The organism is Gimesia sp. (assembly GCF_048260065.1).
In the GTDB taxonomy this organism is placed as follows: domain Bacteria; phylum Planctomycetota; class Planctomycetia; order Planctomycetales; family Planctomycetaceae; genus Gimesia.
Map to the genome: position 1 here is coordinate 508,271 of NZ_JBLXHC010000004.1, position 24,107 is coordinate 532,377.

The window sequence follows — 24,107 nt, forward strand, 5'->3', positions numbered from 1 at the left end:
TGTTATGTCCTCATTTTACTCGGCTCGTCCACCCAAGACAAGGAGACGATTCTATAATTAATCAACGGTTGCAACAACGGTTACTTATCCTTCATGTTTCGTTGACGTGCCTTTTCGTTTCTGCTTCTGCTGGCTCAGAAATTCGACCAGGTCTCGCAGGTCATCTTTACTGAGCTGTTTGACTATTTCTTCCGGCATGGCTGATTTGCCGGACGCTCGCTCATCAATCTCATCCTTGGAGACATGAATCACCGTCCCTTTCGCGTCCATCAATTCCAGATCCGTATCGGTTTCGTTGCGAATAATGCCGACGATCACTTTTCCGTCCAGCATCGCCAGCACGGCGGTTTCGAAACCTTTGGCAATCGCTTTATTGGGCGCGACAATCGCCTCCAGCAGATAACGGCGGTCTTTATCGATGCCAATTCCCGACAGGTCAGGACCAACTTCCCCGCCATTATTTCTGATCTTGTGACAGCGACGGCATGAAGTGTCGCTGCGACCAAAAAAGATCTCACGCCCCCGGGCAGCGTTCCCGCCGGACAGCGTTTCCAGATATCCGCCAATGGGGTCATCCTGGGGACGTTTCTCGTCAAACTTGACAATCAGCTGATCCAGTTCGGGAGACTGTTTCTGTTTTGCTGCTTTCAGCAGGTCGAGCTGTATTTCCGCGGGAACCTGCTGCTGAACCAGTTTCTGCATCCAGTCAATCAGAATACTGGTTGCCGCCGGTAGCTTTATCTCGGCCAGCGTTGCGAGGGCCCCCTGTTTCTCAATGGTGGTTCCTTTCTGAATCGCCTGCTCGAGCGGCGTTAACGCTGCCTGGGGATCGTGTTTCGCCAGGACATTCAGACCGGTCACGCGGAGTGCCGGCTTTTGATCTTTGATTGCCTTTTGAGCGATGTCCGCAATCTCTGGATACCCAAGCTTATCGAGGGCATTCAGCGAAGCGACCCGTACATCCACCGGACGTTTCGTGTCGACGACCATTTCCGCCAGCATCGGGGCAGCTTCTTTGATGCCGTACTTCGCTGCCAGCCCCGTTCCCGCTTCCTTAATCTTTTCAGAACTCTGGAACAGGTCGGGGACGATGGGACCAACGATGCCCGTCAGTTCAATCGGCGCGCGATTCTCAATCGGCTGCCAGCGGCCCAAAACGCGATCGAGGGGCGCGGGTTCGTTCCACTGGTTGAGTTCCTCGATCGCTTCCAGCCGCAGTACTTCGGGCACTTTCGTGTCGGCGGCGATCCTGGCAACAACAGCAGCGTTCTCTGCAGTTCCCATGCGGAAATTGGCATTCATGACGCGTCGCAGCAGAGCATCCGACATGTCGGCAGTGATCGAAACGGCGGCCAGATCCGCTACCGCATCCGTAATGGGTTCATCGTTGATGGCCCGGGCTGCTTCCAGGACGACCAGCGGGTCGGAATCCTGCAGGAACAGGCTGACTTCCTTTCGCTGCAGACGTCGCAGAGCGACCACGGCTGCCAGGCGTACCGCGGCTGATTCATGATTGGCGGCTGCGATTAACGCGTCAGTATTTCCGATGCGGGTCAAAGCGAGCATACCTGCATGCCGCAGCATGGGATCGGCGTTGTTGTTCTGTTTGAGCAGTTCCAACAGACCGGCGACCGCTGTCGGGGCCTCCAGCTTTCCGAGTGCGACAGCAGCAAAGTACTGCACGCGGGCGTACGGATTTTTGAGCAGATCGATCAATGCCGGGATCGCAGGTTTGAACCCCGCTTCGCCGATGACTTTGGCGGTCTGACTCTGGACTTCCCTGTCGCTGTCCTGGAGCAGACTTTGAATGCCGGTGACGGCGGAACTGGTTTTGCGCCCCAGCTGGCCGATGCCCCAGATCGCATGCAGGCGGGCGAACTGATCTGTTGATGAGATCGCGACCTGCTGCAGGGCCGCTAACTGATTCTGATCGACGAGCGCGAACTGGGCTTCCATGCGAATCCGCTGATCAACGTGGGCCAGCAGTTTTGTCAGTTCTGCGGGAGAACGTTCGGCGAAGCCCTGTTTCATCAGTTCTGCCGAGTGAGCTGCCAGAGCGGCTTTCGCGTGCTTCGTATCGGTAAATTCATAGATGCGGCCTTTGCCCAGTCCGTTCCAGCCATTCACCCAGTCGCTGACATACAGGCTGCCGTCGTAGCCGAAGTCGAGATCGGTGGCCAGGATCTGCCAGATGAATTCATGCGCGTCGGTCAGTTCGAACGAAGCCCCCTTTGGTTTGACGGCGAACGAACGAATACCGCTCTGCGAAGGGGTGCCCCGGAAGTCGGCGAGGAAAAAGTGATCTTTGTAACGGTCGGAGAGACCCACACCCGGGTAATGGGTCAGCCCGGAAGGACCGTCTGCGATGTTAATGATCGGCGGGACCATGTAAGCAGGCTGTCCCTCATGGGCAGGGTGCCAGATCTTTTCCCGGTTGAACGGACCGCGGTCGCTGAGGTACTGATAATACATCCGCCAGCCGGTATCTCCCCCTTCGACAACGTAGACCCAGCGGGCCTTGTCGCTGCTGTCCGAATTGTTATCGCCGGTGAAGAGGTTGCCGTAATTGTCGAACGCCAGCTCCTGTGGATTGCGCAGACCGTAGGCGAATTCTTCGAGTTCGCTCCCGTCCAGGTTACAGCGGAAGACGGCTCCCGTATCAGGGCGGAACAGGTGTTTGCCTTCTTTGGTGGTGACGTTATATCCCCGGTCGCCGATGCTGAAGTAGAGGCGTCCGTCGGGGCCCAGCACCAGGCCATGCAGGTCGTGACCGCGAAACGCGACGCGAATGCCGTAACCGCTGCTTAGTTTTTCGCGCAGGGTTGCTTTGCCTTCGTGGGCGGTATCGCTCAGTTTCCAGACGTGGGGGATGCAGGTGTAATAGACATATCCGCCGCGGGCCAGCACGCCGGCACCGGTTCCCTCTTCGATACGATTGAAGCCGTCCGCAAAGACACTCGCATGGTCGGCTTTGCCGTCCCCGTCGCGGTCTTCGACCAGACGAATCCGGTCGTGCTCCAAAGCATAATCGTTGATTTTGTCTTTGAGGTGTTTCCGGAAGTAGGCCAGCCGGTCTTCGATTGTTTCTGCTGCCAGATCGTCGTGCAGCCAGTTCATGTGACTGCGGTTGTCTTCGACCCCTTTTCCCTGGCGGTAGGTTTCCGCGACATAGAACCGCCCCTGCTCATCAATGCAGAAGGCCACCGGATTCGCCAGCAGGGGTTCGGCGGCAAACAGGCTGACCTGCATTCCCTCGGGAACACGGAAACCCTGGATCGCCTGTTCGCCTTCTTTCGAGGCCTCCGCGATGGCGGGCGAATAGGGAGTTTCACTAAACGCCAGTTGAGGCAGGAGTGAAGCGAAACAGACGACTGCAACCAGCGCAACAGGACGGGGAAGCAGAGACAGTTTATGACAGAAAACGTACGACAAGATGACACTCCTCGGCGAGACGGCTGGCAGGTAATGAAAATGGATGAAGAAGAATTGATACTATCTTAACGGTCTATTTAAGCAGATCACAGCCTGAGATTCTCCTAATCTGCCTGATCAATACAGATTTGAAATTGGTCAGAAAATTTGTCCGACCCGCGCAGTACACTGCATTATCAACTGGCTTGCGAACCGCAATCTGAGTAACATGAACCATCTAAGCAAGACTGTTGTTCTTCTTCCATCTGTTCATTAAGTTTGCTAACAAAAGTGTACGAACTCACGCTATAAGGTGCTTTTTGCACTAGAATCGGATCGCTCTATGAAAAATGTCGTCAGCCTTATCCTTGGCGGAGGCAAGGGAACCCGCCTGTTTCCACTCACTCAGTTTCGCTCCAAGCCGGCCGTTCCGCTGGCGGGAAAATATCGGCTGATTGACATTCCGATTTCCAACTGTATCAACAGTGAACTGAGCCGCATCTATCTGCTGACGCAATTCAACTCGGTCAGTCTGCATCGCCATATTCGTCAGACTTACAAGTTTGATTCCTTCGGGGGTGGCTTTGTGGAAATCCTGGCGGCCCAGCAGACGATGGAAGGGACCGACTGGTACCAGGGAACCGCGGACGCCGTCCGTAAGAACATTCGCTGCATCGAACAGTCGGACATCGACTATGTACTGATCCTTTCCGGCGATCAGCTGTATCGCATGGATTATGCTGAAATGCTGACCAACCATATCGAGTCGAATGCCGATGTCTCTATCGCGACCGTGCCCCTCTCCAGCGAGCAGGCGGCTGCATTCGGGATCATGCGCGTGGATGACTCCGGTCGCGTCAAAGGCTTCCTGGAAAAACCGCAGACCGAAGAAGAGCTGAAAATGGTCCGCACGCCTCCCGAATGGATCGACCAGCAGGGGATCGAAAGCCGCGGCCGCGACTGCCTGGCCAGTATGGGGATCTACCTGTTCAACCGCGATCTGCTGGTGGATCTGTTGAAGAAGACCGACTACGAAGATTTCGGCAAAGAAATCTTCCCGATGTCGATCCGCACACACAAAGTGCACGCGCATCTGTTCGATGGTTACTGGGAAGATATCGGCACGATTCGATCATTCTATGATGCGAACCTGGCGCTGGCGCATCCCAATCCGCCTTTCGATTTTGTGGTTGAGAAGTCCCCCATCTATTCGCGTCCTCGCTTTTTGCCGCCGACGCGCTGCGAAGGGGTGACGATCAAACGCAGCCTGATTGCCGACGGTTGTGAAATTGACGAAGGAGCCGTGATCGAGAACAGTGTGATCGGCCTGCGATGCCGGATCGGCAAGAACGTGACGATTCGCAATTCGGTGATCATGGGAGCCGACTACTACCAGGACGAATGCAAAGAGACCCTGGAAAACGACGACCGCCCGGCCATCGGCATCGGCGATGGCGCTTATATTGAAGGCGCGATCGTCGACAAAAACTGCCGCGTCGGCAAAAATGCCCGCATCGAACCCAACGGCCACAGCGAACAGGACTTCGATCACACCGACGTCTTAATCCGCGACGGAATCATTGTGGTCCCGAAAGGAACCGTACTCGCGGATGGGTGGAAGCTGTAGAGCCCCTCAGCTAAATAGATCAATCAGAAAGGCAGTCCTTCGGGGCTGCCTTTTTTTACAGGTCAACTTGAATGTGTGCCCGGTTGTTTATACTGTGAACGTATGTTGTGTTCGTTGTGAATGATGAGGGCCAGGAAGATGAGAGTACTGTTCACGGTTGCTGTGTTGCTGTTCGGTTCCAATTCTGCGCAGGCAGATTTTCCGACCAGGAAGTATGAGATGGGTTTTGAGACCGTGACGGTCTTTGAATATAAAAAAACGCTACGCGAAGCAAATACAGAGATTCCTGATTTTCCCCCGCGCACAGAGAGTGCGGTGATCGTGAAACTGGTCGAATCAAACTCGCGTGCTTCCCTGGCTGGTCTCAAGGAAAATGATCTGATCCGCGTGATTAATGGCAGCTATCTGCGGTCCCCCCGATCTGCAGATCAGAAACTGAGCATGATCACCCATCAGGATCAATTGATTCTGGGAATCATCCGCCGCGTAGAAGATAAGTGGGATCAGATTTCGATTACCCTGCCACCTATCTCTGAAGAGGCAGCCCGCAAGTTGATGCTCAGAAAAGTCCCGAGCCTGGATGGTGCATTTCTGCCTTACTATCGCATCAGCCATAAGCACGCCCCGGCAACCCGCTACGCTCCCAACAATTTTCAACTGTATTATACAGAGCGAGCGGGCCGCCCTGAGAAACTTTATTTGCGGATCGCACAGTTACTTCCCGGTCAGTCCAGATCTGGTCCTTTTGTTGTGACAACCGCCGGCGGTCGTTTCGTGTTCCAGTCTGAAGTTGTACAACCCCATCAGCGGGGACTGTTCTTTGCCGGTTCTTTGCGAAGTCCTGAATGGGAACCGGTCAAAGTGGAAATCTTACTGATTCAATCTGAGGACTGGCTCGACGAAAAGCATCAGGAATTTCAACAGGCTGAAGCGAAGTACAAGCAGGAATTCCAGGGATTTAAGTATGATCAGAGCCGTAAGGATAAAGCCTATCAGGAACTCAATCAACGGCGGTTATCTCTGATCACAGAGATGGAACGACTCAATCAGAAAATCCAGTCAGCGGAAAGTAACTACCAGCGATTAGTGCAGCGAAAAGATCGGCTGGCGAATTCGAAAAATGTCCTGGTTCAAAATCAGTTCAGACTGTCTGATGATGCACGTAAAGCAATCAAGTTACATTTTGCCAACTTAACCGCCGAACAGAAAAAAATTGTCAGTCGCGCGTTTCATTATGGAATCTCTCTTAATTTTATAGAAGCGGAACTGCTTCAATTAGAAGATACCAGTCTGGCGGAACAGGAAATCAGACGAAAGCGAGATAAGCAGGGCTGGCTCTGGGTGGATGCACCGCTGACGCCAGATCAAATCCCCATGCTTCGCGCAATGATCGCCGACCCGACTGTTACGGTCCATCACGAAAGCACTCCGGAACAGAAATTCGAAGTGACTCCCGAACAGAAGGAACGATTGCAGACCGTACTGGATGTGTACGAAGCTGAAAGAAATAAGTAAGGAATATTCCATTACGATAAAAGCTGAGCAGCCTTCACGGGCTGCTTTTTTTATGGAATTCATTCAACAGTTCCGCATGCTTGAAATCAACCGCGTTCCAGCAGGAACTCTCTGTCGATTCGGGTAGATCGTTCCAGGCGACGATCATCTGGAATGTGTTTTCGCTGCCTTTCGCTAATTCAGGCAGCTCAATCGAGACGCCTTTGACATCGCTGCCGACTGAATCGGGGTAAACCTGCTGGTCTTCGGGGAGTCTGGCGTTAAGGCATTCTTCGTCTTCAGTGCCAATCATCAGAATCGTGTGATCGTTTTCCCAGGAGTGTGCGTAGAGATGCTCTCCGCAGTCAATTGCATGATCGGTAAATTGATGTTCGAGCAGACGGCATTCGAAGATCAGATTGTCAATCGGTTCATGGCAGTGAACTCTCAACAGGATGCCAACGCGACCAGAGACTGACATCCCAGGCGAAAGCGTGAGGGACAGCGGTACTGAATCGAGATGAATCGAAACGGCTTTCGTGACGCCGAAAACGAAAAAATTGATTTCACCCAGAGGGGTGTCGATGGTGAGATATTGCATTATGTGAAATAGATTATTGAGTCATGATTTTCGACTGGAGATTGTGAAGCTTCATTTTATGATACACTTTCAGTCCTCACTCAAATAAATACGAATAGAGATCGCCATGATATTATTTGCGGGAAACAATTCGAATGCAATTTTATGAACAGCATTACGAGAGATATTATTTACGAGAATATATTGGAATGTGGTATCCAAATATTCTGAGAGCTGTTCTGTTTTGGATACTAATCAAGCTTAATTTAAAGCAACTGAAGCGAAAACCATTTCCCGTATTTCGTTCGATTCAGGATAATCTCATGGAACTGGAACAGGTACCTGTGATTTATCAGGCTGAAGTTCAGGCAGAACTGAATCTGTTAGCCAGCTATGGTTTTGTAGAACCACTACTTACGGGAGTTATTTCTGGTTCCCGTTTAAATGAACTGAAGCTAACGGGAGTCGGTATCATTTCACGTCATCAGAAAGGAGATTCAGTAGTATCAGTCATTCTGGATTTTGACGACGCTCAGGTAAAAAAGCGTCCTTATTTTATTTTTACATTTCTAAACGACGTGACCGGTGATATCACATCCAGTAATGGTCGATTTATGTGTTATTCAGATCCTGGTGGTGATATTGCTTACTATCCGAAAGTCTGTTTTGAGGAACTGGTGGAAATTCACAACCAGAGAATCAGGGGATTAAACAGAAACTGTTCGATAATCAATGATAATTTGGAACTAATAAAACTGTCTGATGAAAGATGGGTGAAAAGTATTGATAAGCTTATACGTCGTGGAATTCTGAAAATTTCATTTTCTCAATAGCTCTTACATTTTCAGGAGAGGATTCTCTTGAGCAATTGAAGGCAGCTGATATCAGCCATTTCCAAGAGAAGCATTATGAACGTGGACTCTCACTTGTTAAGACTGGTGCATGACATTCTGTTCCGTGAGTGGGATCCTCTGGGAGTCAATGCTGACGAAGCAGCAACCAGAGAATATTCCAGCTACATCACTGGTATCATCCACTTGCTAAGGAAAGGGGCAGATGAACGCAAGTTGTCGGCACATCTGCTGCGTCTGCGGGAGAACTCGCTGGGAGTAAGTCTGAGTGATCCAAGAGGGGATGAGTTGATCGCCTCGCGACTGCTAGCCGCGTATGAGATTGCACAGAGGGGTATTCGACCGGCCCGCTCAGCGGAAGAGTTGCTGGCACGTTACCAGGCAGGAGAACGAGTTTTCAACGGCAGTCGTATTGAGACAGACGATCGCGAGTCTTTGTCGGGATGTAAACTGGATGGTCTGGTGCTCCGAAATGCTTATGTGAAGCTTTCATTTCAGGGAGCATCCCTACGAGGCGCTGATTTCTGGGATGCTGAGTTGAAGGGCTCTGATTTTTCAAACGCCGATTTGCGTGGAGCCCAGTTTCACGGGAGTGTATTGAGTAACACATCTTTTCAGGACGCACGGCTGGAAGGCGCACAGTTCAACGAAGCCTGTTATCAGTTTCGCATGTTAAAAACAGGAGAGTTTCCCGACAGTTAATGAAATACTCTTCACCAGAATCACCAGTCATATATTCGAGCATGAATTTTACGATCTCACACTCGAAGAGGGTTTTAAATTAAACGATTCAGGAAATTATATGAGTGCAAGTTGGAAAGCCGTTGGGAAGGGAGAATATCTCAAAAGTATTATTGAGTTGTCGTGGAGTGATCGAGCATCTCCTCCTTTTGAATGTCGAATTGTAAAGGCTGATGAAGTACTCATTTTACATTTTCTTAAACAGCTTGAGGTTGATGACTGGGCATCAGCTGAAGGTGTCAGTAAGTGGTCTATCACTCAGATGACCAGGTGTTATCCGCAAGCATCAAATCTTCAGATGATATTTCCAGATGCTCCAGGCGAAACTATCCTGAAACAGGCACTTGATGAACTTCGAAGTGGAAAGGATTTGCGAGAAATTGCAAATACTTTATCAGTAAGCCCATTAGAATTAGGGACTTGGCTCCGAGGGTACGCACCACGCGAAAAGTGTATTCCCCAATTTAATAATTGATTTGAATTTTAATGATGCAGGTCCGAATGGCACTGCTGCTTTTTTGATTTGTGTTTACGCAATACTTCCAGCGTCACGCTGACCTTGCCCGCTAACCGCGACCAGATCTTGATATACTATTCAGGACCAGTTAGTTGGAACCGCAATTTGGATCGCATTCGTTCGTAGGCTCAAATACTCAATAATTTCATTGCTTCCCCGGTTCAATCTTCTACACTGAACACATCTCATTAATTTTTCTTTCTTCCGGGGGGCAGGGTGATGCGCTGGGGTCTGTTGCTGGTGGCGGGGATTGTCTGGGCTGGTCTGGCTGGTGTGATCGCTGCTGCAGAAGACAGCGGTGATGAACATGGCGGTGATGCACACGGTCGTTATTTTGATGAGACGCAGGCGACGACGCTGTTTGCCTTTGATGAGGTTTCGCTCCCTTTTTCACAGAATCTGAAACTGGTGATGCGGTCGCCTGAACGGCATCCGGCGAATCCGGTTGTGCAGCGCGGGGGAGCCGGGACGCCGGATTCGTGGGCCGTGCAGTTTTATGGTTCGGTCATTCGCGTGGGCGATGTGTATCGGATGTGGTATGTGGCGGCGGGGGAGGATCGGCTGGATAAGAGTGTGCCTCGCTCGTCTCCGTGGCGGGTGGCTTATGCCGAGAGCCGCGATGGCGTGCACTGGACCAAACCGGACCTGGGGCTGGTGGAGTACGCGGGGAATCGCAAGAACAACCTGGTGCAGATTGAGCCGCACATGGGGATTTTAAACGTCAAAGTGCTCTACGAGCCGGACGATCCCGATCCGTCGCGGCGGTATAAAATGGGAGCGCATGTCTGGTTCCCCAAAAACAAAGTCCGGCTGGGAACGCTGGCGACCTACGCGAGTGCCGACGGTCTGCGGTGGAAAACGCTGCATGCTGCGAAACCGGTTCAGGCGGAGCTGCAGGTGGAAGAGATGCTGTTGCCTCCGTTACATTATGAGCCGGTCGGCGGGCTCTATAAATGGGACGGCCTGTATTATGTGAATGGTCAGAATGCGATTGCGGCATCGCGACCTTATCATGGTCGGGTGGTGCGGCAGTTTATTTCGCCTGACTTCGAGACCTGGTCGCATGCGAGCACGGTCGGTTTCGTCCGGCCGCAACAGTATCACCTGCTGGGACCGGGGCGAAGCCGCGAGGGAGAACAGAATCACGAAGGGGTAAGCGTGTGGAACCGGGGAAATGTGCTGCTGGGTATTTCCGGGATCTGGCACGGGGCCCGGGAATGGAAAGATGTGACCATCGACCTGGGGTTTGTAGTCAGTAATGACGGCGTGCAGTTTCGTCAGCCTGCGTATGAGTGGACTTTTTTGAAACGGGGGGCCGACGGCGAGTGGGACCAGGGAGGCTTACTGCAGGGGCAGGGCTTTGAGAACATCGGCGCGCAGACGTTTGTGTATTACGGTGCCTGGGATCCGCGGCACTGGGAGGGTTCTCCGCCTCGGGGGGGAGTGGGGATTGTCACGCTGCCCCGCGACCGGTTTGCCGATCTGCGGGTGGATGATACGACCACCGGGAACGGGGACTACCAGATGCCGGTCACGACGAGTGAATTTCTGACCGCTGCGATTTCACGCAAAGGGGAGGGGCCTCTCCAGTTCTACATGAATGCTGACGGGTTGGGAAAAGATGCGCGGCTGAAAGTGGAACTGTTGAGTGCAAATGCGGTCCCGCTGCCTGACTATGCGGGAGCGCAGGCTGCGGTGGTGACGAAGAGTGGCTTTCAGACGCCTGTGGTCTGGAATGGTCAGATGGACGTCACGGGTCTGCCCGAACGGTATCGGCTGCGGGTGACGTTTGAGGGGGAACAGAAATCCGAGATCCGATTCAGTGCGCTGTATGTGCGGTGAGCTTGCGCTTCATGGATATTCCGCGTGAATATAGTTGTCGATGGGTTGGAAGCCGAGCCTGGCATACGCTCTGATGGCGGGAATGTTATCGTTGTTGACAAACAGCGTGAGTTGTTTTCCCTGGTTGAACCAGTGCCTGCAGATCGCACTCACGGTCTGTTTGGCGTAACCATTTCCCTGGTGGGCAGGATGCGTCATCACGCCACCGATCTGGGCGTAGTGTTGTGAAATGCCGTGAATGTTGGCTTTGGCGATGATCTCACCTTCCTGTTTCAGCAGCCATTCATAAGCGGGAGAGATTCGCGCACGTTCATTTGCGGTAACCGGTTGGTCTGCGTCCCGGCCTTCCATGATGTTTCCCAGGCGGATGATGGCGTCGATGTCGTCGGCTGTTCCCTGGACCTCTGCCCCGGTGGAACAGTCGTTGAAATTTTCCTGCGTCAGCAGATTCAGAGTCTGTTCGCTGATCTTGTCGGGCACGATGCCATGGACTTTCAGTCGTTCGATGGTCGGTAGCGCATGGCGTTTGAAGGCGACGACATATTTGACGGGGCGATTCTGTTTTACAAATTCATCCACAAAGGCATTGATGATCGTCGTGCTCTCGGCGTTGAGCGTGATGTCGTTCCAGCGACCAAAGTAAACGCCGAGACCGACCAGCGTGCCGTTTTCGAAGTAACCCAGATACGTGTTGAATTCAAACGGGTTCGGAGAAAATATAAAGCTGCCGATGACAAACATGTTTTCGATTTCCCGCTGATACGCGAAATCGAGAATGGTCTGCTGATCGTCGGGTGTGAGTTCGCGAAGCATGATTTGTGTCGCTATTTCGTAAAAGGCTGGAATCAGGGTTTTTCTCAGTATAGGACAAATTTCGTTCTCGTGAAGGTTCGGTGCTGAGTGAATATTTTACGGGAGCCGTTTTGAAAAAAAACGCCCGACAAGGCAGATGCCTCATCGGACGCTTTCGCGGGTTTCCTTTCTGTTAGTCCTGAACTGAATTTCAGACCGTTACGGACGACGTTTGGGGGGACGCATATCTAATACCTGCTCCAGGTCAGAAGAAGCGAAGACCTGGTCGAGCATTCCGAAATCATCCTGCTGATTTTCATCAGCTCGTTGTTCTGGTCCCCGGTTCGGTCCCTGTGCGGGGCGACGGCTATCCTGTTGTGGTGGTTGCTCTCTGCCGGGAGATCCCTGAGGCATGGGATCTCGATGATTCATATCCAGCACGTTGACATCGATGTCGACTTCGTCAGCGATTGCGACCGTGTCATTAGCGTCCGTGTGCTGAATGACAATCCGATCGATGCCGGTGAATTCCACTTCCAGGCCGTTGACCTCAAGCGTATTCTCGTTGACGACGATGGTATCGTCCTGTTGAGTGCCGTTAACGATCAATGTGTCATGGCGTCCCCGGGAGGCCTCAACGACCAGTCCACCTGGAAGGTCTGATGGTCTGATACCTCTAAAGCGGATTTGCAGCGAACCAGGGTCGGCGCTTGTCAGCATCAGACGTTCGACACTGTCTAATGATTGACTGGCGATGACCCTTCTGGTTTGATTGTCGACGACTTCGAGGTTGCCTTTTTTCACGCGAAGCGATACATCGTCGGAGTGTGTTTCCGTCAGGTCGACCTGCATGACTGTGGGGGCAAAGAAAACATTTTCCTGCAGCCCGGCGACATCTGAGTTGCGTTCGATGACGTCGGCCAGCGTGGTGTTACTGATTTTTTCAAGTGCCTCGCCGGAGAAGATGTTTTCATACCAGAAGCGATCTCCATCGCGGAGCCGTTCGAATTGATCGACGATAATCGCCGTAAAGGTTTCGCCCATGCTGGAGCCCGGCAGATGATCTTCGGCAAGGCCCCCCACCCAGAGGTCGATGTTGTCGACAGTGCCATACAGTTGTTCGAGCCGGGCAGCGACGTCCGGATCTGAGGTGATGTCGGAGAAGTCTTCGACGGCGTCCAGTCCGAGGGCAACCCGGGTTGAGTTGTAGTCAGAAAGTCCATGATCGCGTCCACGCTGGATATTTAGTGAGGCGAGATCGAAGCCGCCGGCACCGGGAGGGCCAAACAGGAAGTTACGCACGTCGTCCACGACCTGGTTATCGATTTCCTGAGCCAGGTTGACGGTCAACCCGCGTAGCAGTGAATCGACGCCATTGTTGGCCACTTCACTCGGATTGAAAAAGGCGTTCAGGAGCGCGAGATTGCCTTCGTCGGCGACGTTGCCATTTTCATCGAGCCGCAGCAGTTCGGAGGAGAGCATCGTGTGTCCGAAGCGATAGGCGGCGGTGGAGAATTCATTGGCGATACTCGGATCAACGGTTGAATCGTAGCCCTGGTATCTGCTGATCGCATTGGAGCCCAGCAGAGCGGGGAGGAATTCGTTGAAAGTAATCGCCTGTAATTCTGCAGCAACGATCTGCCGTGCCTGTTGGTAGAGTTGTTCATCGGTCAGGTCGGGATTATGCAGTGCCAGTTCGGTCGCGATGCGATTGTGTTCGCGCATCCAGATGGTCTGCATCGAAGTCAAAGCGGAATTTTCGTTGGCGCGGATATCACCTGCCAGAAAGAATCCGTTATCTCCATAGGGGAGCAAATCTCCGTCACTGGTCTTTAGCAAGCCTCCCTGAAACGTGCGTAAACTGTCTGCCACTTCGTGGCTCGAACCGTAGATTACCGAACCATCGATGAACGCAGTAATCTGATTGATCTGCTGTCGAACGCCGTTTGCGTCTTCTTCAAAGATCGATCGGCTCATATCGATGACATCATCTCCTGATCCGTCGGGATCAAAGTACATGTCGCCGGTCGGAACATTGATGGGAAATGACTCCAGTGGATTGCCGTATTCATCGTGTGCGGATTCGGTCAGGGTGATATCGTGATCAATGAACTGCCCCCAGACCCAGAAGATATCAGTCAGGTAGCGATCGTTGGTCTGGGATGTATCTGCGGCAGCCAGGACGTTACTGATTTCACGGGCACTGGGGCGGTCTTCCCCGGCGGGAGACGACAGGCCGTCTTCGTAAGCTGCTGCGGCCAGTCTGATCAGTTCCGTGTAGGTACTGCCGAGTTCCGGATTGTCGATGTTGTTGCCCGTTCCATCGATCGAAGCGTATTCGGGAGTCGTATCGGACATCGTGCACAAATCGGTGTCGTCTACTATGTCTGTTGCGGGAGAATTCATCGCCGAGAGCAACTGGCGATCTTCAAGGTGTTCTACATTGGAAATGTATGATGCTTGACGGGTTGCCTGACGGCGATTTGATTTTGAGAAAAGCATGATGGGATCTCCTGGAGCGTGAAGCAGCGTGCGCGCAGTTCTTCCGAACTGATCGACAGAAGCCACCAGACGCGTGGTTGTTATTTTGTAATGACGAAGGCCCGCCCTACAAAAAGAGTTGATCAACCGGCCTACCCAAGACTGCGGGTAGTCCTTAGAGAGTCTCGGAGACTAGAAACGGAAACTGGTTGCGACAATCCACATTAATTCGTCAGAAAAAATTTCAGATTCTTTAAAACGTCGGGAGTACGAGTGGACGAATTATCGGTTGTCTTTCCTCCTGAAACAAAAAAACGCCCGACAAGGTTTGCACCTCATCGGACGTTCTCTCGGGGTTGCCAGTTTGCCTCATGCGTTGCCTGCTCCCTGGACAGTGTCCAGTTTTACTGTGGCGTCTCCAAGTCCATTTGGATCGAGTATATTAGATTGACGGACGCCATGGTTAAGTGTAATGCTCACTAGAAACTTGCGGCTGGCAGACGAGTCATCTGCACGGTTGCTTCGAGCTGGGGACCGTCGATCGATTCGAGCAGTTCCAGTTCCAGGACGCCGCCTGAGGCAGTGATGACCTGTCCGAAGGTGGCATCGTCGGTGATGACGACGCCGTTACATTTGGTGATGACCATACCAGGTTTGAGTCCGGTCAGATCGGCGGGAGAATTGGCTTCGACCGATTCGATTCCGATGCCCTTACCGGGTAATGTCAGTCCTTTCATTCCCAGGTACCAGCGGACGTCTTCAATGATCTGACCGTTGGGAGCGACGTAGTCGCAGGTGGGATACACATAGTTGCAGTACTGGTAGTTACCTGGTCCATAGTTTTGCAGTGGCGTGCAGTAGTTGAACCACCACCAGGAGAACCGGGGACGATGGTTGTGCCAGTGATGTCCATGGTGTCCATTATGATGACCACCATTGTGGTGTCCGCCATTGTGATGACCACCGTTATTTCCGCCATGATGTCCGCCGCCGTTGTTACCCTGTCCCGGATTTGGATTTGGGTTTGGCTTTGGTGGACGTGGTTTTGGAGGACCGTTTCCTACCGGAGGTTTGGGGTTAGGTCGTGGTTTAGGTGCTCCTGTACCTGGTTTGGGAAAAGGTTTGATTCCGCCTGTTCCTGGTTTACCATTTCCGATTCCCGGATCGAGGGGTTTAGGTCTGGGGCGTGGGCTGATGCCGGTAAAAGGATCTTTCACAGGGCGTGTGAATCCACCGCCGGCTGGTTTGCCGTTTCCGATACCTGGATCAAGGGGTTTAGTTGTCGGCCGCGGACGAATCCCGTTGAACGGTTTCGTCGTGGGACGATTGAACACGCCACCCGCTGGTTTGCCGTTACCAATACCTGAATCGATGGGTTTCATCGTCGGTCGCGGTTTCGGTGCGGAGCTGTTCACAGGTCGTGGACGAATTCCGGTGAAGGGTTTCGTTGTCGGACGATTGAATCCGCCACCCGCCGGTTTGCCATTCCCGATGCCCGTATCAATGGGCTTGAGTGTCTGACGTGGGCGTGGAGCCGAACTCACCTGTTTTGGTCTGACGTTCATCTGACGATGATCGCGGACCGTCGGGGTTCGATGATCACGAACTGTGGGAGTGCGGTGATCCCGAATCGTGTTCATTGTTGGTTTCCGGTTAAAGTTCGTCGGACTTTTACGAACGTTGGAAAAATTCCGTGTCCGCTGTTGTGACGACTGCATTCTTGGTGCCCGGCTCTGCATACTGCCACGTGAAAAGTTACTGGATCGTGAAGAGCGGGAAAAGCTGGAGCCACCTGAGCGTCTTGAGCCACCGGAGCGGCCCCGGTTACCGGCTTCTAAATCTGACATGCTGGTGCTGAAGACCATCGTGAGGATCATCAGGCTGAGTGCGATGCGTTTCATTGTTCTGTCTCCTGAAATGTTTTGTTATGGTGAAGTGAATCCGTTTCACAGGTGATTCACTGTTGTGTTGCAGGTTGTCATCCCCCCTGCATGTACTACCAAGCGAGAGGTGCCAGAAAGTGTTACCAGGAGATTGAGAAAAAATCCGAAATGGGCAAAAAAAGCCGTTTCAGGCGGGTTTAGTTGCAAAGTGTGGTGCGGAGGGGGATACTGGAAGTACAGATAGCCGTCGTTGTATGGTGGGTGTCTGTCATTACTTACAACGGATGCGAATGGCCCGCCATTCCTCTCTGGACATGAAATCAACAGGAACCCGGATTATGAAAAAGTGCTTGAATTGTATTGCGGTCGCTGTGGTATTAAGCATCACTGTCTCGCTTTCGGCGGCGGAAAAAGTCGAACCGGTGCGGATGGGCTGCGGGATTATGACCTTCGACACGGTGCCCGGCTGGGGCTTTGATGAGCAGGGGCGTTCGGTGCTGGGGCCAACCCACGGCGGCGTGGTGATCGATAAAGCAGGCAATATTTACACGAGTGCGAAAATCGGCGTGGTTGTTTTTTCACCCGATGGCAAAGTCGTGCGTCGTTTTCTGGGAGACGAGTATTCCAACATTCATGATATGGAAATTCGCGAAGAAGAAGATGGCGAATTCATTTATGGTGCCCGCAATGCGAACGCGGAAGGCATCAAATTCAACGCACTCACCGGTGAGATGATCCTGAAAATGCCGTTCCCGAAAGAATCGGGGCTCGATCTGAAGAAGTTCGCGCCGACGGCGATTACTGTCGCTCCGAACGGCGATATCATTCTGTCCGACGGTTATGCCAGCAATTACATCTTCAAATTTGACAAAAATGGTAAATACAAGTCCCACTTTGGTAAAAAGGGGAACGGTCTGAAGGAATTCAATACCGCGCATGGCATGACACTGGATACACGCTACAACCCTCCACGTCTGCTGATCTGCGACCGCAACCATCAGCCCAAAGGCCGACTGCTGCACTACGATCTGGAAGGCAACTTTATTGAAGAAGTGATCACCGGTCTGGGGATGCCGACATCTGTTTCGATCCAGGGTGATTATGTTTCAGTACCCGATCTGCACGGGCGGCTGGTGATTCTGGACAAGACCAACACCATTGTCGCTGTGCTGGGGAACAATGAAGATCCCAAAACGAATCGCAATTTCAATGTGCCCCAGGATCAGTGGCGCGAAGGCATCTTCAGCGGCACCCATGGTTCCTACTGGGACAAAGATGGCAACCTGTATGTCCAGGACTGGAACGTCTCCGGACGTTTGATGAAACTGGTCCGGGTGAAGTAAACTACCAGGTAGACCGTTGCCTTCTGATGAGAGAGAATTCATGTCGCCTGAAACATTTTGTGAGCGCTGGTGTGATGATGAAGATGAAGTTCTAATTGCATTTCCAGCGCAATCCGTTACGGGGCTTTCTATCCCTGAAACGTCCCGTGAGTTTTTGACGTCTGCTGGCCTGCCGGATTCCGCAGCTCCCTTTCTGGATTTTCAGGCTCCAGAAGCGGGGCTGCTTCCTGATGTTTCGGACTTATGGAATCAGGATTCCGCTTTTCGCCGCTACCGGATAATCGGCAGTAATGGATCGGGTGATCCAGTCTGTCTTGATGAAGGAGAAAACGGACTGGTCGTTTATCTGAATCATGATCTCAATTTTAAACCTGTGTTGATCAATTCTTCCATCACGGCACTGGCAGAGTCTCTTTTGATCTATCGCCAGTTTGTTCGTGATTGCCAGGAACAAAACGGTGAGGATGCCTGGTTAGATTGTGATATTCCAGAAGCGCTTCTGGTACGTCTCAATCATGATTTAGCACGCATCGATAGTCCTGGCATATCGCCAGGTTGTTTCTGGTTTATGGAGCTGGAACGGCTTCGTGAAGGCGATTCATGAGTGAATACACTCCCCCGCAATGCCGTCGAATCGTGCTGGTCTTATTCGTTTTGTGTGGCGGGATCTGGCTCGCTGGCTGTGGAGGACCAGAGGGGCCACAACGTCGTATCGTGACGGATCCCGGGGGTGACTTCACGCGTTACACGGGAATCGCCTGGCCTGCTTCGGCTCAGGTGGTTTCATCCGGAGATATCTGGTTAGACTTTGTGGGAGAGGGCGAATTCCATCTGGTGTTTGACGTAGATCATGCAACCCTGGAGCAATGGCTGACAGAAGCACCGCCGTGGGAACAACTGAAATGGAATCCCGGACCGATCCCGGAGGGCATGGGTTGGCAGGCTGGTTTTGGTGTCGAAGGGATGAGTGCCGATCCCGCTGGTGGAGGACCCGATCATCAAATCAGCAAATTGGATTTTCAGCAGGTGCTCGAGTCAACGCAGGTCAGATATGTGGCGCATGATCGGGGGGCGGAATGGCAACATGGTCAGATACTGATCCTGGACCTGGAGCACAATCGCGTCTGGTTTTCCCGTTGGGATTTCTGAGAAACTCATTTTTTTTTCAGAGTTCAACTGCTCTTTTGCTGACTTCGGGGTGTACCGTATGGCGAACTGGGGCGATCCGGGGCCGAACCCGTCGCGACAGGGGTGTGAACGGTGTCTGACAGGGGGCCGACAGCGGTCCGAAGTCGTGTCGACCCGCACTTTTTTTGTCGGTGCTCAGACTGAACTAAATCGGGCGGGTGATATCGAGTATAATCTTTATCTGTAGCGTTAAATGAGCTTCTATAGTTTAGGGAATTCCTATTTCGGTGGCTCAGGGGATAATTCATCAGATTTCGCTAAGTCGAGTCAGGGACAGCAAAAGCGGGCAAGCAATAATTTGCCTCGCGCGCGACGCAGATCACGCATCATGTCCCGATGCGGGAGGCTGTCAAGCTGATCATCGCGCACTGGAATGGGAAAAACGGAATCGAATGGTGATGGGATCTGCAGTAAGCGCAGCTGGTTCAGTCCTGACTGGCGGCCCAGTAGATGCCGGAGGCGATCAGGGAGTGTGGTCCTTTTTTGAATTCCGCATGCGGGCTGAAACAGATGACGCGACCGGAACCGAATTTGGACCGGATGATGGCGTGAGTGCCGACCATTGCTTCTGCCGGCGCACCGTTCCGGGCGACTTCGGATTCGAAAGTCGCCAGGACTTCATAGCCGGGAAGATCAGGTTGATTGTCGGGGACGAGCAGGGGGCCGTTTGAATAATAGATGTTGTACTTTGATTTTGATTTGCTGAGGACTTCAGAGCCGGCGGGGGTCAACTGGATCGTGACGTTGCTTTTGCCCCGGTTCCAGTGGGAGCGATCCCAGACACGGGCGTTGATAATATCGAGGGACCATTTGTAATGGGAAGAAGCCAGATAAGCACCAGCGCAGATGCCAACATAGCCGCCTCCGTTTTTCACAAACTTACGGACTTCTGCCCGGCCTTCGGGTTTGAGTGCTTTGGCCTGACCGCTGCCACTGCCGCCCGGCATGATGACGACGTCGAAGTTTTTGAGCTGACCTTTGCGAATCTCTTCGGGAGAAATGATCGTGCATTGAAAGCCGTTTTCCGGGGTGAGAAAACGGGGAAGGCTTTCATCACCCAGGGAGCCGGACCCGGGGAAATCAAAAATGGCAACTCGGACCGGCGCGGTTTCTTCTGCCTTGCTTTCCTCCGCGAGGATTTCAGGTTGTGGAACTGAAGTCAGAGTGAGGCAGAATACGATCAGCAGAAATTGTGAAACACGTGACATGGGAATAACCTTAGAGTAAAAGATGAATTCAGGGAATCACAATCGTCTTTTTGACAGGAGCAAACGCGGGCGGTGCTGGTGCAGGGAGCGTCACCGCTGCCTGCTTCATTTCGCGGAGTTCCTGCTGCATGGCGTTCATCGCGAGGTTCGCCATTTTCTGATGAAAGCGGGTGACGGCACCCGTCGGGTAGCCATGCTCTCTGCGTGCTGCCTGGAATTTAGCGGTGAGTGTGAGGATTTTGTCTTCCACAGGCCAGAGGTCGGACCAGATGCCCGGCAGACAGTCCGTGTTGATACTGTCTCCGTCGTCGGTTTTATTCCAGTCGCGGAGCGTGATCGCGATTTCTCCCAGTTCGGCTCCGTTTTCGTCTGTCAGGGGATCAGCGATGGTCTGAACGTCGACCCAGGAGGGAACGGCGAGAGAAAAACTGGGATCGCCGAGAATCGTCCACATCGTTGCCAGTCGGGGATCTTCGCCTGGTTTCACTCCCTGAAAGACAGCGGCGGAAACCGTTGTGGTGCGGCTGATCGTATTTTTCGTGGCGATAGTCGCAGGCAGTGGTTTCGCGGCGTTGTTCACGGTGCCGGGATGGGGAGCGCCAGTGGCTTGAGAGAGGTCGCGTGTCAGATGACGAATCACATACTCGACGGAAATGCCTTTCGATTTTTGAATATCGAGTCGAGAACAGGCCTGCGAATAGCGTTCAGCGGAGTAGATGGTTCCCAACTGCTCTGGTGTCGGATTGGCGGGGAAATCGCGGGCGGTGGTTGCGAAGTTGGACCGGACGATGTAGCCGTTCGGAGCGACCGCCGGGTCGTTGGCATCGAACATGGTGAAACTGGTGGGGCCTGTTTCGAAGAGGGCTGCGCCCCCCTGGGCATCGATGACGCCGAAATTGGCGACCGTGCGTCGACCGCTCTGGTTGGTTTCTTCGAGCAGTCGTTTGAAATCAGCGACAGTGCGGCAGGTCAGCAGGGCGCGTTTGATCAACAGACCATTGGCGGGCCCCGTTTTTTTGCCGGGTTGGCGGAGGTCGGTACTGAGAGAGTTTTCGATGCAGAAGCCGGCTTCGTTCATGCCCATCCAGGCCGACTTACGACTGCCGGCATTGACGACGGCAACGGCCCGCAGTGGACCTTCTGTGAGCAGCGCGACTTCATTGTGCCGGGCAGGGGCATCGCGGTTCTTCCAGAGCAGAGGTCGGCCGTCGACCGTCGCTTTGCCGCTGATGACGGCGGTGGTGCAGGCATCGAGGGGGAGAGGAGAACTTTTCCAGATCAGCAACAGCATCAGCATCCGAATCAGCGAGGCCCGGTTCGCGTACATAATCGGTGCATCCTTTGGAGGGAGTTAAACGGTTCGAATCTTCACAGGAAGAAAACTTCTAAATGGTTGAAACATTTTGAGTTTGGTTCACGATTCACTCAAGCGTCAAAAAGCGGGTTCATCAAACCTGCATCAAATCTTCATATTGTGCGATAGATTGATTTGCAGGGGAAATAAAAAATTTCAGATTCAGGGCAGATGGTCAAAGAAAATCTATAACTGGCGGGTCAGATGTTTTATGCTGAGTGATGGCGAACAGCGAATGCGTTCATCCCGATTTACGTGTATTCAGAAAGGGGACTCTGATGCAGGAAACGCGATATACTGAAAAGCAGATTCTGTATGGTATGTATGAATGCTGGTGTGATGCGATGGGGTATGATGAAGATGAAATGGAAATGGATCCTCCCTTTAGTGCCGAAACTCGCATTGATCTACACATGAAAGCGCACAATGATTGGGCAGACACCGATCTGGCGGATATCTTCTATCGTCTGGAGAGGCATTTTAAATTTCTAAGCACTCTGGAAGAATGGACTGAAGAACTGGGGATTGCGAATGTGCCCAGTGTGGAAGTGTGGGAAAACGAGATTGCGCCTCAATTTACTTTTGGTGCACTGGCGCGGTTTATTCAGAAGCGAGCTGTGAATACGGTTTCGTTTGAGCCCGTGATGGTGATCAATAAAGAGTGCCGATCGGCGGGTGTGTTTTATGGCATTGAGCAGATTTCGAATCAGCTGGTTTCAGCAAAATGTCAGGTCACGCCGAGTACAAAGATACTTGACGCGTTTCGCGGTTATCAACTGAATTCGTTCTGGAGTGAGCTCAGCTGGAGATCGGAAGTGCGTCTGCCAAGACTTACGCGACGCTGGGATTTTATCACAAGCTGGGGCTGCATGACTGCCTTCTGGGTGCTGTTGGTAGCCTTCCCCGCGTTAGTCTTTATGGAGAACTTTTATATCTTGCTTGGAGCAGTCCTGTATGTGATTTCAATCTGGTTTACTGATTCTGTCTATACTCATTATTCTGATCCGCTGCCACCCGAGTTGCAGACATTTCGGGATCTGGCGGTCTGGATTGTCGATCACGGTGGTGATGCGGAATGGATTCCAGCGAATGTCGCACCAAATTAATCTTAAGAGGAAATCTCAATGAGTCCGTTACGATATAGCGAGAAACAGATTCTGTGTGGGATAGCGGAACAGTTATGCTTAGGTCCGGATTTGCTTGTGACTCGTCCTCCATTGAAAGCGGAAGTACGGATTGATCATTACCTGCAGTCATTGATTCCCACGTGGGTGGATGAGGAAATTGAAATATCTGATTTCTTTGCATATTTCCAATACATGGAATATTACTTCCGGTTTAAGAGTTCTCACTCTGAATGGTCGGAGTATTTCAAACTCAATATCTACAAAGCGGATTATGAAAAGTGGGAAGAGTTCTATGCCGCTGATTTTACTTTCGGCAGGTTGGCGCAATTTATTGCAGCGCGGGCGACGGCGATTTCCTTTCAGCCGGTAGAAGTGCTGGGAACTGAGTGCGGACCGGCGGGCGCGTTTTATGGACTTCAGGGACTCGTTAAATCGTTGAAAAAGCGATCTCCGGACTTCGGGCCAAGTACGAGAATCAGGGATGTTTTGAAGGGAGATTCGGTCGTTTATTTCTGGTCACAACTTCGCGGGATCACGGAACAGGGAGTGGTTGAACTTCCCGCCGGCTGGCGTTATCTGCAAGTAACTGCTTTCGCCAGTCTGATCTGTTTTACGACCGTAGTGGCGGTATTAATCAGTCTGTTGAAGCTGGAACCGGTATATATCGCCAGCATTTTTGCAGTTGTTCCAGTGGGTATGTTTGCAGTCTGGATCTATCAGCGTTGGAGTAACCCTCTGCCATCCGATCTGCAGACCTTTCGCGACCTGGCGGTATTGATTGCCAATCTGGATTGTGAGGCGGTGTGGGGAAGCAACATGAAAACAGACAGTGCAGGGAAGGGACTCACCTGATGAATGAGAAACAGATATTAAGTGGTATCGTAGAGAGCCTGATTTATACTCTGGGTATTGATCTAGAAGAAGCTCAGGAACTGGTTTCGGATGTGGAATTAAGAATCGATCTGTCTTTGAAGAAAGCCAATGAGTGGCAGGAATTCGATTTTTCTGACTTTGTCTATCAAATCGAACGTTTTTTTCATTTTGAATTTTCGAGCGAGGAACGTCTAAAAATATTCGGGCTCGGTGCAGGCTATCAATCTGCGGAAGAATGGATTGAGCATGTGGGACAGCATTTAACTTTTAGAGCACTTGTTGAGTCTATTGCCGAGCGTGCTCCTCATATATCCTTTCAACCCGTAACAGTGATTGATCGTGAATGTGCTCCCGCTGGTGCGTTTTATGGGATGCTGGAGCTGTCGGAAAAGTTCTATCCGGCTGCCTCTCGATTAACACCCTCCACACGAATTCTGGATGCTTTTCGAGGAAGACAGCTGGATGGTTTCTGGAGCGAGCTGAAATGGCGGACTGATAACAGACTGACTGAGCTGAAATCTTTCTGGTTTCTGATGGAGGGGTGTGGCTGTCTGGTGTTCTGGCCTGTTCTGTTGATCTCAGTGGTCTTGTTTCTGGATGGCAATTATCTGTATCCCGTGTTAACCACTGCGACAACCTATGCACTCTGGAAGGTCTTCTCGATTTGTTGTTACAGATTCAATCCCTTGCCAGCAGGTTATGAAACGTTCCGTGACCTGGCGGTGTGGATTGCCGAGCATGACAGTGAAGCAGTACATCAATCTGTGAAAGGATAACCTCATTGGTGATTGCGGG

General features: G+C 52.1%; 19 protein-coding genes. 12 read left to right on the forward strand and 7 right to left on the reverse strand.

All coding sequences use genetic code 11. The annotated features are described in order from the left end of the window. Positions 1 to 84: 84 nt before the first annotated feature. Entirely contained in the window at positions 85 to 3,432 is a 3,348-nt protein-coding gene (locus ACN0YN_RS10480; protein WP_417384953.1) for a PVC-type heme-binding CxxCH protein, read from the reverse strand. A 322-nt stretch (positions 3,433 to 3,754) separates the two neighbouring features. Here ACN0YN_RS10480 and ACN0YN_RS10485 point away from each other — a divergent pair, with 322 nt between their 5' ends. Both ACN0YN_RS10485 and ACN0YN_RS10490 read left to right on the forward strand, forming a co-directional pair. Then, on the forward strand, positions 3,755 to 5,038 hold the full coding sequence (locus tag ACN0YN_RS10485) for a glucose-1-phosphate adenylyltransferase (RefSeq protein ID WP_417384954.1): 1,284 nt from the start codon (positions 3,755 to 3,757) through the stop codon (positions 5,036 to 5,038). 219 nt (positions 5,039 to 5,257) lie between these two features. Next, a complete protein-coding gene (locus ACN0YN_RS10490; RefSeq protein WP_417384955.1) occupies positions 5,258 to 6,553 on the forward strand; it encodes a hypothetical protein in 1,296 nt (431 codons plus the stop codon). 34 nt (positions 6,554 to 6,587) lie between these two features. On the opposite strand, the gene ACN0YN_RS10495 is transcribed toward ACN0YN_RS10490, so the two are convergent. Beyond that, on the reverse strand, positions 6,588 to 7,133 hold the full coding sequence (locus ACN0YN_RS10495) for a hypothetical protein (RefSeq protein ID WP_417384956.1): 546 nt from the start codon (positions 7,131 to 7,133) through the stop codon (positions 6,588 to 6,590). A 134-nt stretch (positions 7,134 to 7,267) separates the two neighbouring features. Between ACN0YN_RS10495 and ACN0YN_RS10500 the strand changes: the two genes are divergently transcribed. The 4 genes from ACN0YN_RS10500 (at position 7,268) to ACN0YN_RS10515 (ending at position 11,063) form a co-directional block, all read left to right on the forward strand. Continuing rightward, complete coding sequence (locus ACN0YN_RS10500; protein ID WP_417384957.1) at positions 7,268 to 7,945, forward strand: hypothetical protein; 678 nt, start codon at positions 7,268 to 7,270, stop codon at positions 7,943 to 7,945. A gap of 75 nt (positions 7,946 to 8,020) precedes the next feature. After that, entirely contained in the window at positions 8,021 to 8,665 is a 645-nt protein-coding gene (locus tag ACN0YN_RS10505; RefSeq protein ID WP_417384958.1) for a pentapeptide repeat-containing protein, read from the forward strand. A gap of 100 nt (positions 8,666 to 8,765) precedes the next feature. Then, a complete protein-coding gene (locus ACN0YN_RS10510; protein ID WP_417384959.1) occupies positions 8,766 to 9,179 on the forward strand; it encodes a hypothetical protein in 414 nt (137 codons plus the stop codon). Positions 9,180 to 9,440: 261 nt separating this feature from the next. Continuing rightward, complete coding sequence (locus ACN0YN_RS10515) at positions 9,441 to 11,063, forward strand: hypothetical protein (RefSeq protein ID WP_417384960.1); 1,623 nt, start codon at positions 9,441 to 9,443, stop codon at positions 11,061 to 11,063. Between the two features lie 9 nt (positions 11,064 to 11,072). Here ACN0YN_RS10515 and ACN0YN_RS10520 read toward each other — a convergent pair whose 3' ends face one another. From ACN0YN_RS10520 to ACN0YN_RS10530, 3 genes are all read right to left on the reverse strand, one after another. After that, complete coding sequence (locus tag ACN0YN_RS10520) at positions 11,073 to 11,876, reverse strand: GNAT family N-acetyltransferase (RefSeq protein ID WP_417384961.1); 804 nt, start codon at positions 11,874 to 11,876, stop codon at positions 11,073 to 11,075. Between the two features lie 198 nt (positions 11,877 to 12,074). Continuing rightward, on the reverse strand, positions 12,075 to 14,357 hold the full coding sequence (locus ACN0YN_RS10525; RefSeq protein ID WP_417384962.1) for a peroxidase family protein: 2,283 nt from the start codon (positions 14,355 to 14,357) through the stop codon (positions 12,075 to 12,077). Positions 14,358 to 14,815: 458 nt separating this feature from the next. Beyond that, a complete protein-coding gene (locus tag ACN0YN_RS10530) occupies positions 14,816 to 16,237 on the reverse strand; it encodes a hypothetical protein (protein ID WP_417384963.1) in 1,422 nt (473 codons plus the stop codon). Positions 16,238 to 16,557: 320 nt separating this feature from the next. Between ACN0YN_RS10530 and ACN0YN_RS10535 the strand changes: the two genes are divergently transcribed. Genes ACN0YN_RS10535 through ACN0YN_RS10545 form a run of 3 tightly spaced genes read left to right on the forward strand, consistent with a single transcriptional unit; the run spans position 16,558 to position 18,711 of the window. Then, positions 16,558 to 17,562, forward strand: a complete 1,005-nt coding sequence (locus tag ACN0YN_RS10535; protein WP_417384964.1) for a 6-bladed beta-propeller — start codon at positions 16,558 to 16,560, stop codon at positions 17,560 to 17,562. 40 nt (positions 17,563 to 17,602) lie between these two features. Then, positions 17,603 to 18,166, forward strand: coding sequence for an SUKH-4 family immunity protein (locus ACN0YN_RS10540; RefSeq protein ID WP_417384965.1), 564 nt, complete (start codon positions 17,603 to 17,605; stop codon positions 18,164 to 18,166). After that, positions 18,163 to 18,711: a hypothetical protein gene (locus ACN0YN_RS10545; RefSeq protein WP_417384966.1), complete on the forward strand. Its 549-nt coding sequence runs from the start codon at positions 18,163 to 18,165 to the stop codon at positions 18,709 to 18,711. Before ACN0YN_RS10540 ends, ACN0YN_RS10545 begins: the two co-directional genes overlap by 4 nt. Positions 18,712 to 19,175: 464 nt before the next feature. Here the strand turns inward: ACN0YN_RS10545 and ACN0YN_RS10550 are convergent, their stop codons facing one another. Both ACN0YN_RS10550 and ACN0YN_RS10555 read right to left on the reverse strand, forming a co-directional pair. Beyond that, on the reverse strand, positions 19,176 to 19,958 hold the full coding sequence (locus tag ACN0YN_RS10550; protein ID WP_417384967.1) for a BPL-N domain-containing protein: 783 nt from the start codon (positions 19,956 to 19,958) through the stop codon (positions 19,176 to 19,178). 28 nt (positions 19,959 to 19,986) lie between these two features. Next, positions 19,987 to 21,285 (reverse strand): carcinine hydrolase/isopenicillin-N N-acyltransferase family protein, encoded by a 1,299-nt coding sequence (locus tag ACN0YN_RS10555; protein WP_417384968.1) that lies wholly within the window; start codon positions 21,283 to 21,285, stop codon positions 19,987 to 19,989. A gap of 305 nt (positions 21,286 to 21,590) precedes the next feature. Here ACN0YN_RS10555 and ACN0YN_RS10560 point away from each other — a divergent pair, with 305 nt between their 5' ends. Genes ACN0YN_RS10560 through ACN0YN_RS10570 form a run of 3 tightly spaced genes read left to right on the forward strand, consistent with a single transcriptional unit; the run spans position 21,591 to position 24,088 of the window. Then, positions 21,591 to 22,418 (forward strand): hypothetical protein, encoded by an 828-nt coding sequence (locus tag ACN0YN_RS10560; protein WP_417384969.1) that lies wholly within the window; start codon positions 21,591 to 21,593, stop codon positions 22,416 to 22,418. Between the two features lie 18 nt (positions 22,419 to 22,436). Continuing rightward, a complete protein-coding gene (locus tag ACN0YN_RS10565) occupies positions 22,437 to 23,291 on the forward strand; it encodes a hypothetical protein (protein ID WP_417384970.1) in 855 nt (284 codons plus the stop codon). Further along, the gene (locus tag ACN0YN_RS10570; RefSeq protein WP_417384971.1) at positions 23,291 to 24,088 is read left to right on the forward strand and encodes a hypothetical protein; all 798 of its coding nucleotides are present in this window, start codon (positions 23,291 to 23,293) and stop codon (positions 24,086 to 24,088) included. Before ACN0YN_RS10565 ends, ACN0YN_RS10570 begins: the two co-directional genes overlap by 1 nt. Positions 24,089 to 24,107 lie beyond the last annotated feature (19 nt).

What these genes read in the sequence shown, in the direction of transcription:
- ACN0YN_RS10485 (WP_417384954.1), top strand. Translation starts at nt 3,755, where the DNA reads ATGAAAAATGTCGTCAGCCTTATCCTTGGCGGAGGCAAGGGAACCCGC.
- ACN0YN_RS10490 (WP_417384955.1), top strand. Translation starts at nt 5,258, where the DNA reads ATGGGTTTTGAGACCGTGACGGTCTTTGAATATAAAAAAACGCTACGC.
- ACN0YN_RS10495 (WP_417384956.1), bottom strand. Translation starts at nt 7,133, where the DNA reads ATGCAATATCTCACCATCGACACCCCTCTGGGTGAAATCAATTTTTTC.
- ACN0YN_RS10500 (WP_417384957.1), top strand. Translation starts at nt 7,268, where the DNA reads ATGCAATTTTATGAACAGCATTACGAGAGATATTATTTACGAGAATAT.
- ACN0YN_RS10505 (WP_417384958.1), top strand. Translation starts at nt 8,021, where the DNA reads ATGAACGTGGACTCTCACTTGTTAAGACTGGTGCATGACATTCTGTTC.
- ACN0YN_RS10510 (WP_417384959.1), top strand. Translation starts at nt 8,766, where the DNA reads ATGAGTGCAAGTTGGAAAGCCGTTGGGAAGGGAGAATATCTCAAAAGT.
- ACN0YN_RS10515 (WP_417384960.1), top strand. Translation starts at nt 9,441, where the DNA reads ATGCGCTGGGGTCTGTTGCTGGTGGCGGGGATTGTCTGGGCTGGTCTG.
- ACN0YN_RS10520 (WP_417384961.1), bottom strand. Translation starts at nt 11,876, where the DNA reads ATGCTTCGCGAACTCACACCCGACGATCAGCAGACCATTCTCGATTTC.
- ACN0YN_RS10525 (WP_417384962.1), bottom strand. Translation starts at nt 14,357, where the DNA reads ATGCTTTTCTCAAAATCAAATCGCCGTCAGGCAACCCGTCAAGCATCA.
- ACN0YN_RS10530 (WP_417384963.1), bottom strand. Translation starts at nt 16,237, where the DNA reads ATGAAACGCATCGCACTCAGCCTGATGATCCTCACGATGGTCTTCAGC.
- ACN0YN_RS10535 (WP_417384964.1), top strand. Translation starts at nt 16,558, where the DNA reads ATGAAAAAGTGCTTGAATTGTATTGCGGTCGCTGTGGTATTAAGCATC.
- ACN0YN_RS10540 (WP_417384965.1), top strand. Translation starts at nt 17,603, where the DNA reads ATGTCGCCTGAAACATTTTGTGAGCGCTGGTGTGATGATGAAGATGAA.
- ACN0YN_RS10545 (WP_417384966.1), top strand. Translation starts at nt 18,163, where the DNA reads ATGAGTGAATACACTCCCCCGCAATGCCGTCGAATCGTGCTGGTCTTA.
- ACN0YN_RS10550 (WP_417384967.1), bottom strand. Translation starts at nt 19,958, where the DNA reads ATGTCACGTGTTTCACAATTTCTGCTGATCGTATTCTGCCTCACTCTG.
- ACN0YN_RS10555 (WP_417384968.1), bottom strand. Translation starts at nt 21,285, where the DNA reads ATGTACGCGAACCGGGCCTCGCTGATTCGGATGCTGATGCTGTTGCTG.
- ACN0YN_RS10560 (WP_417384969.1), top strand. Translation starts at nt 21,591, where the DNA reads ATGCAGGAAACGCGATATACTGAAAAGCAGATTCTGTATGGTATGTAT.
- ACN0YN_RS10565 (WP_417384970.1), top strand. Translation starts at nt 22,437, where the DNA reads ATGAGTCCGTTACGATATAGCGAGAAACAGATTCTGTGTGGGATAGCG.
- ACN0YN_RS10570 (WP_417384971.1), top strand. Translation starts at nt 23,291, where the DNA reads ATGAATGAGAAACAGATATTAAGTGGTATCGTAGAGAGCCTGATTTAT.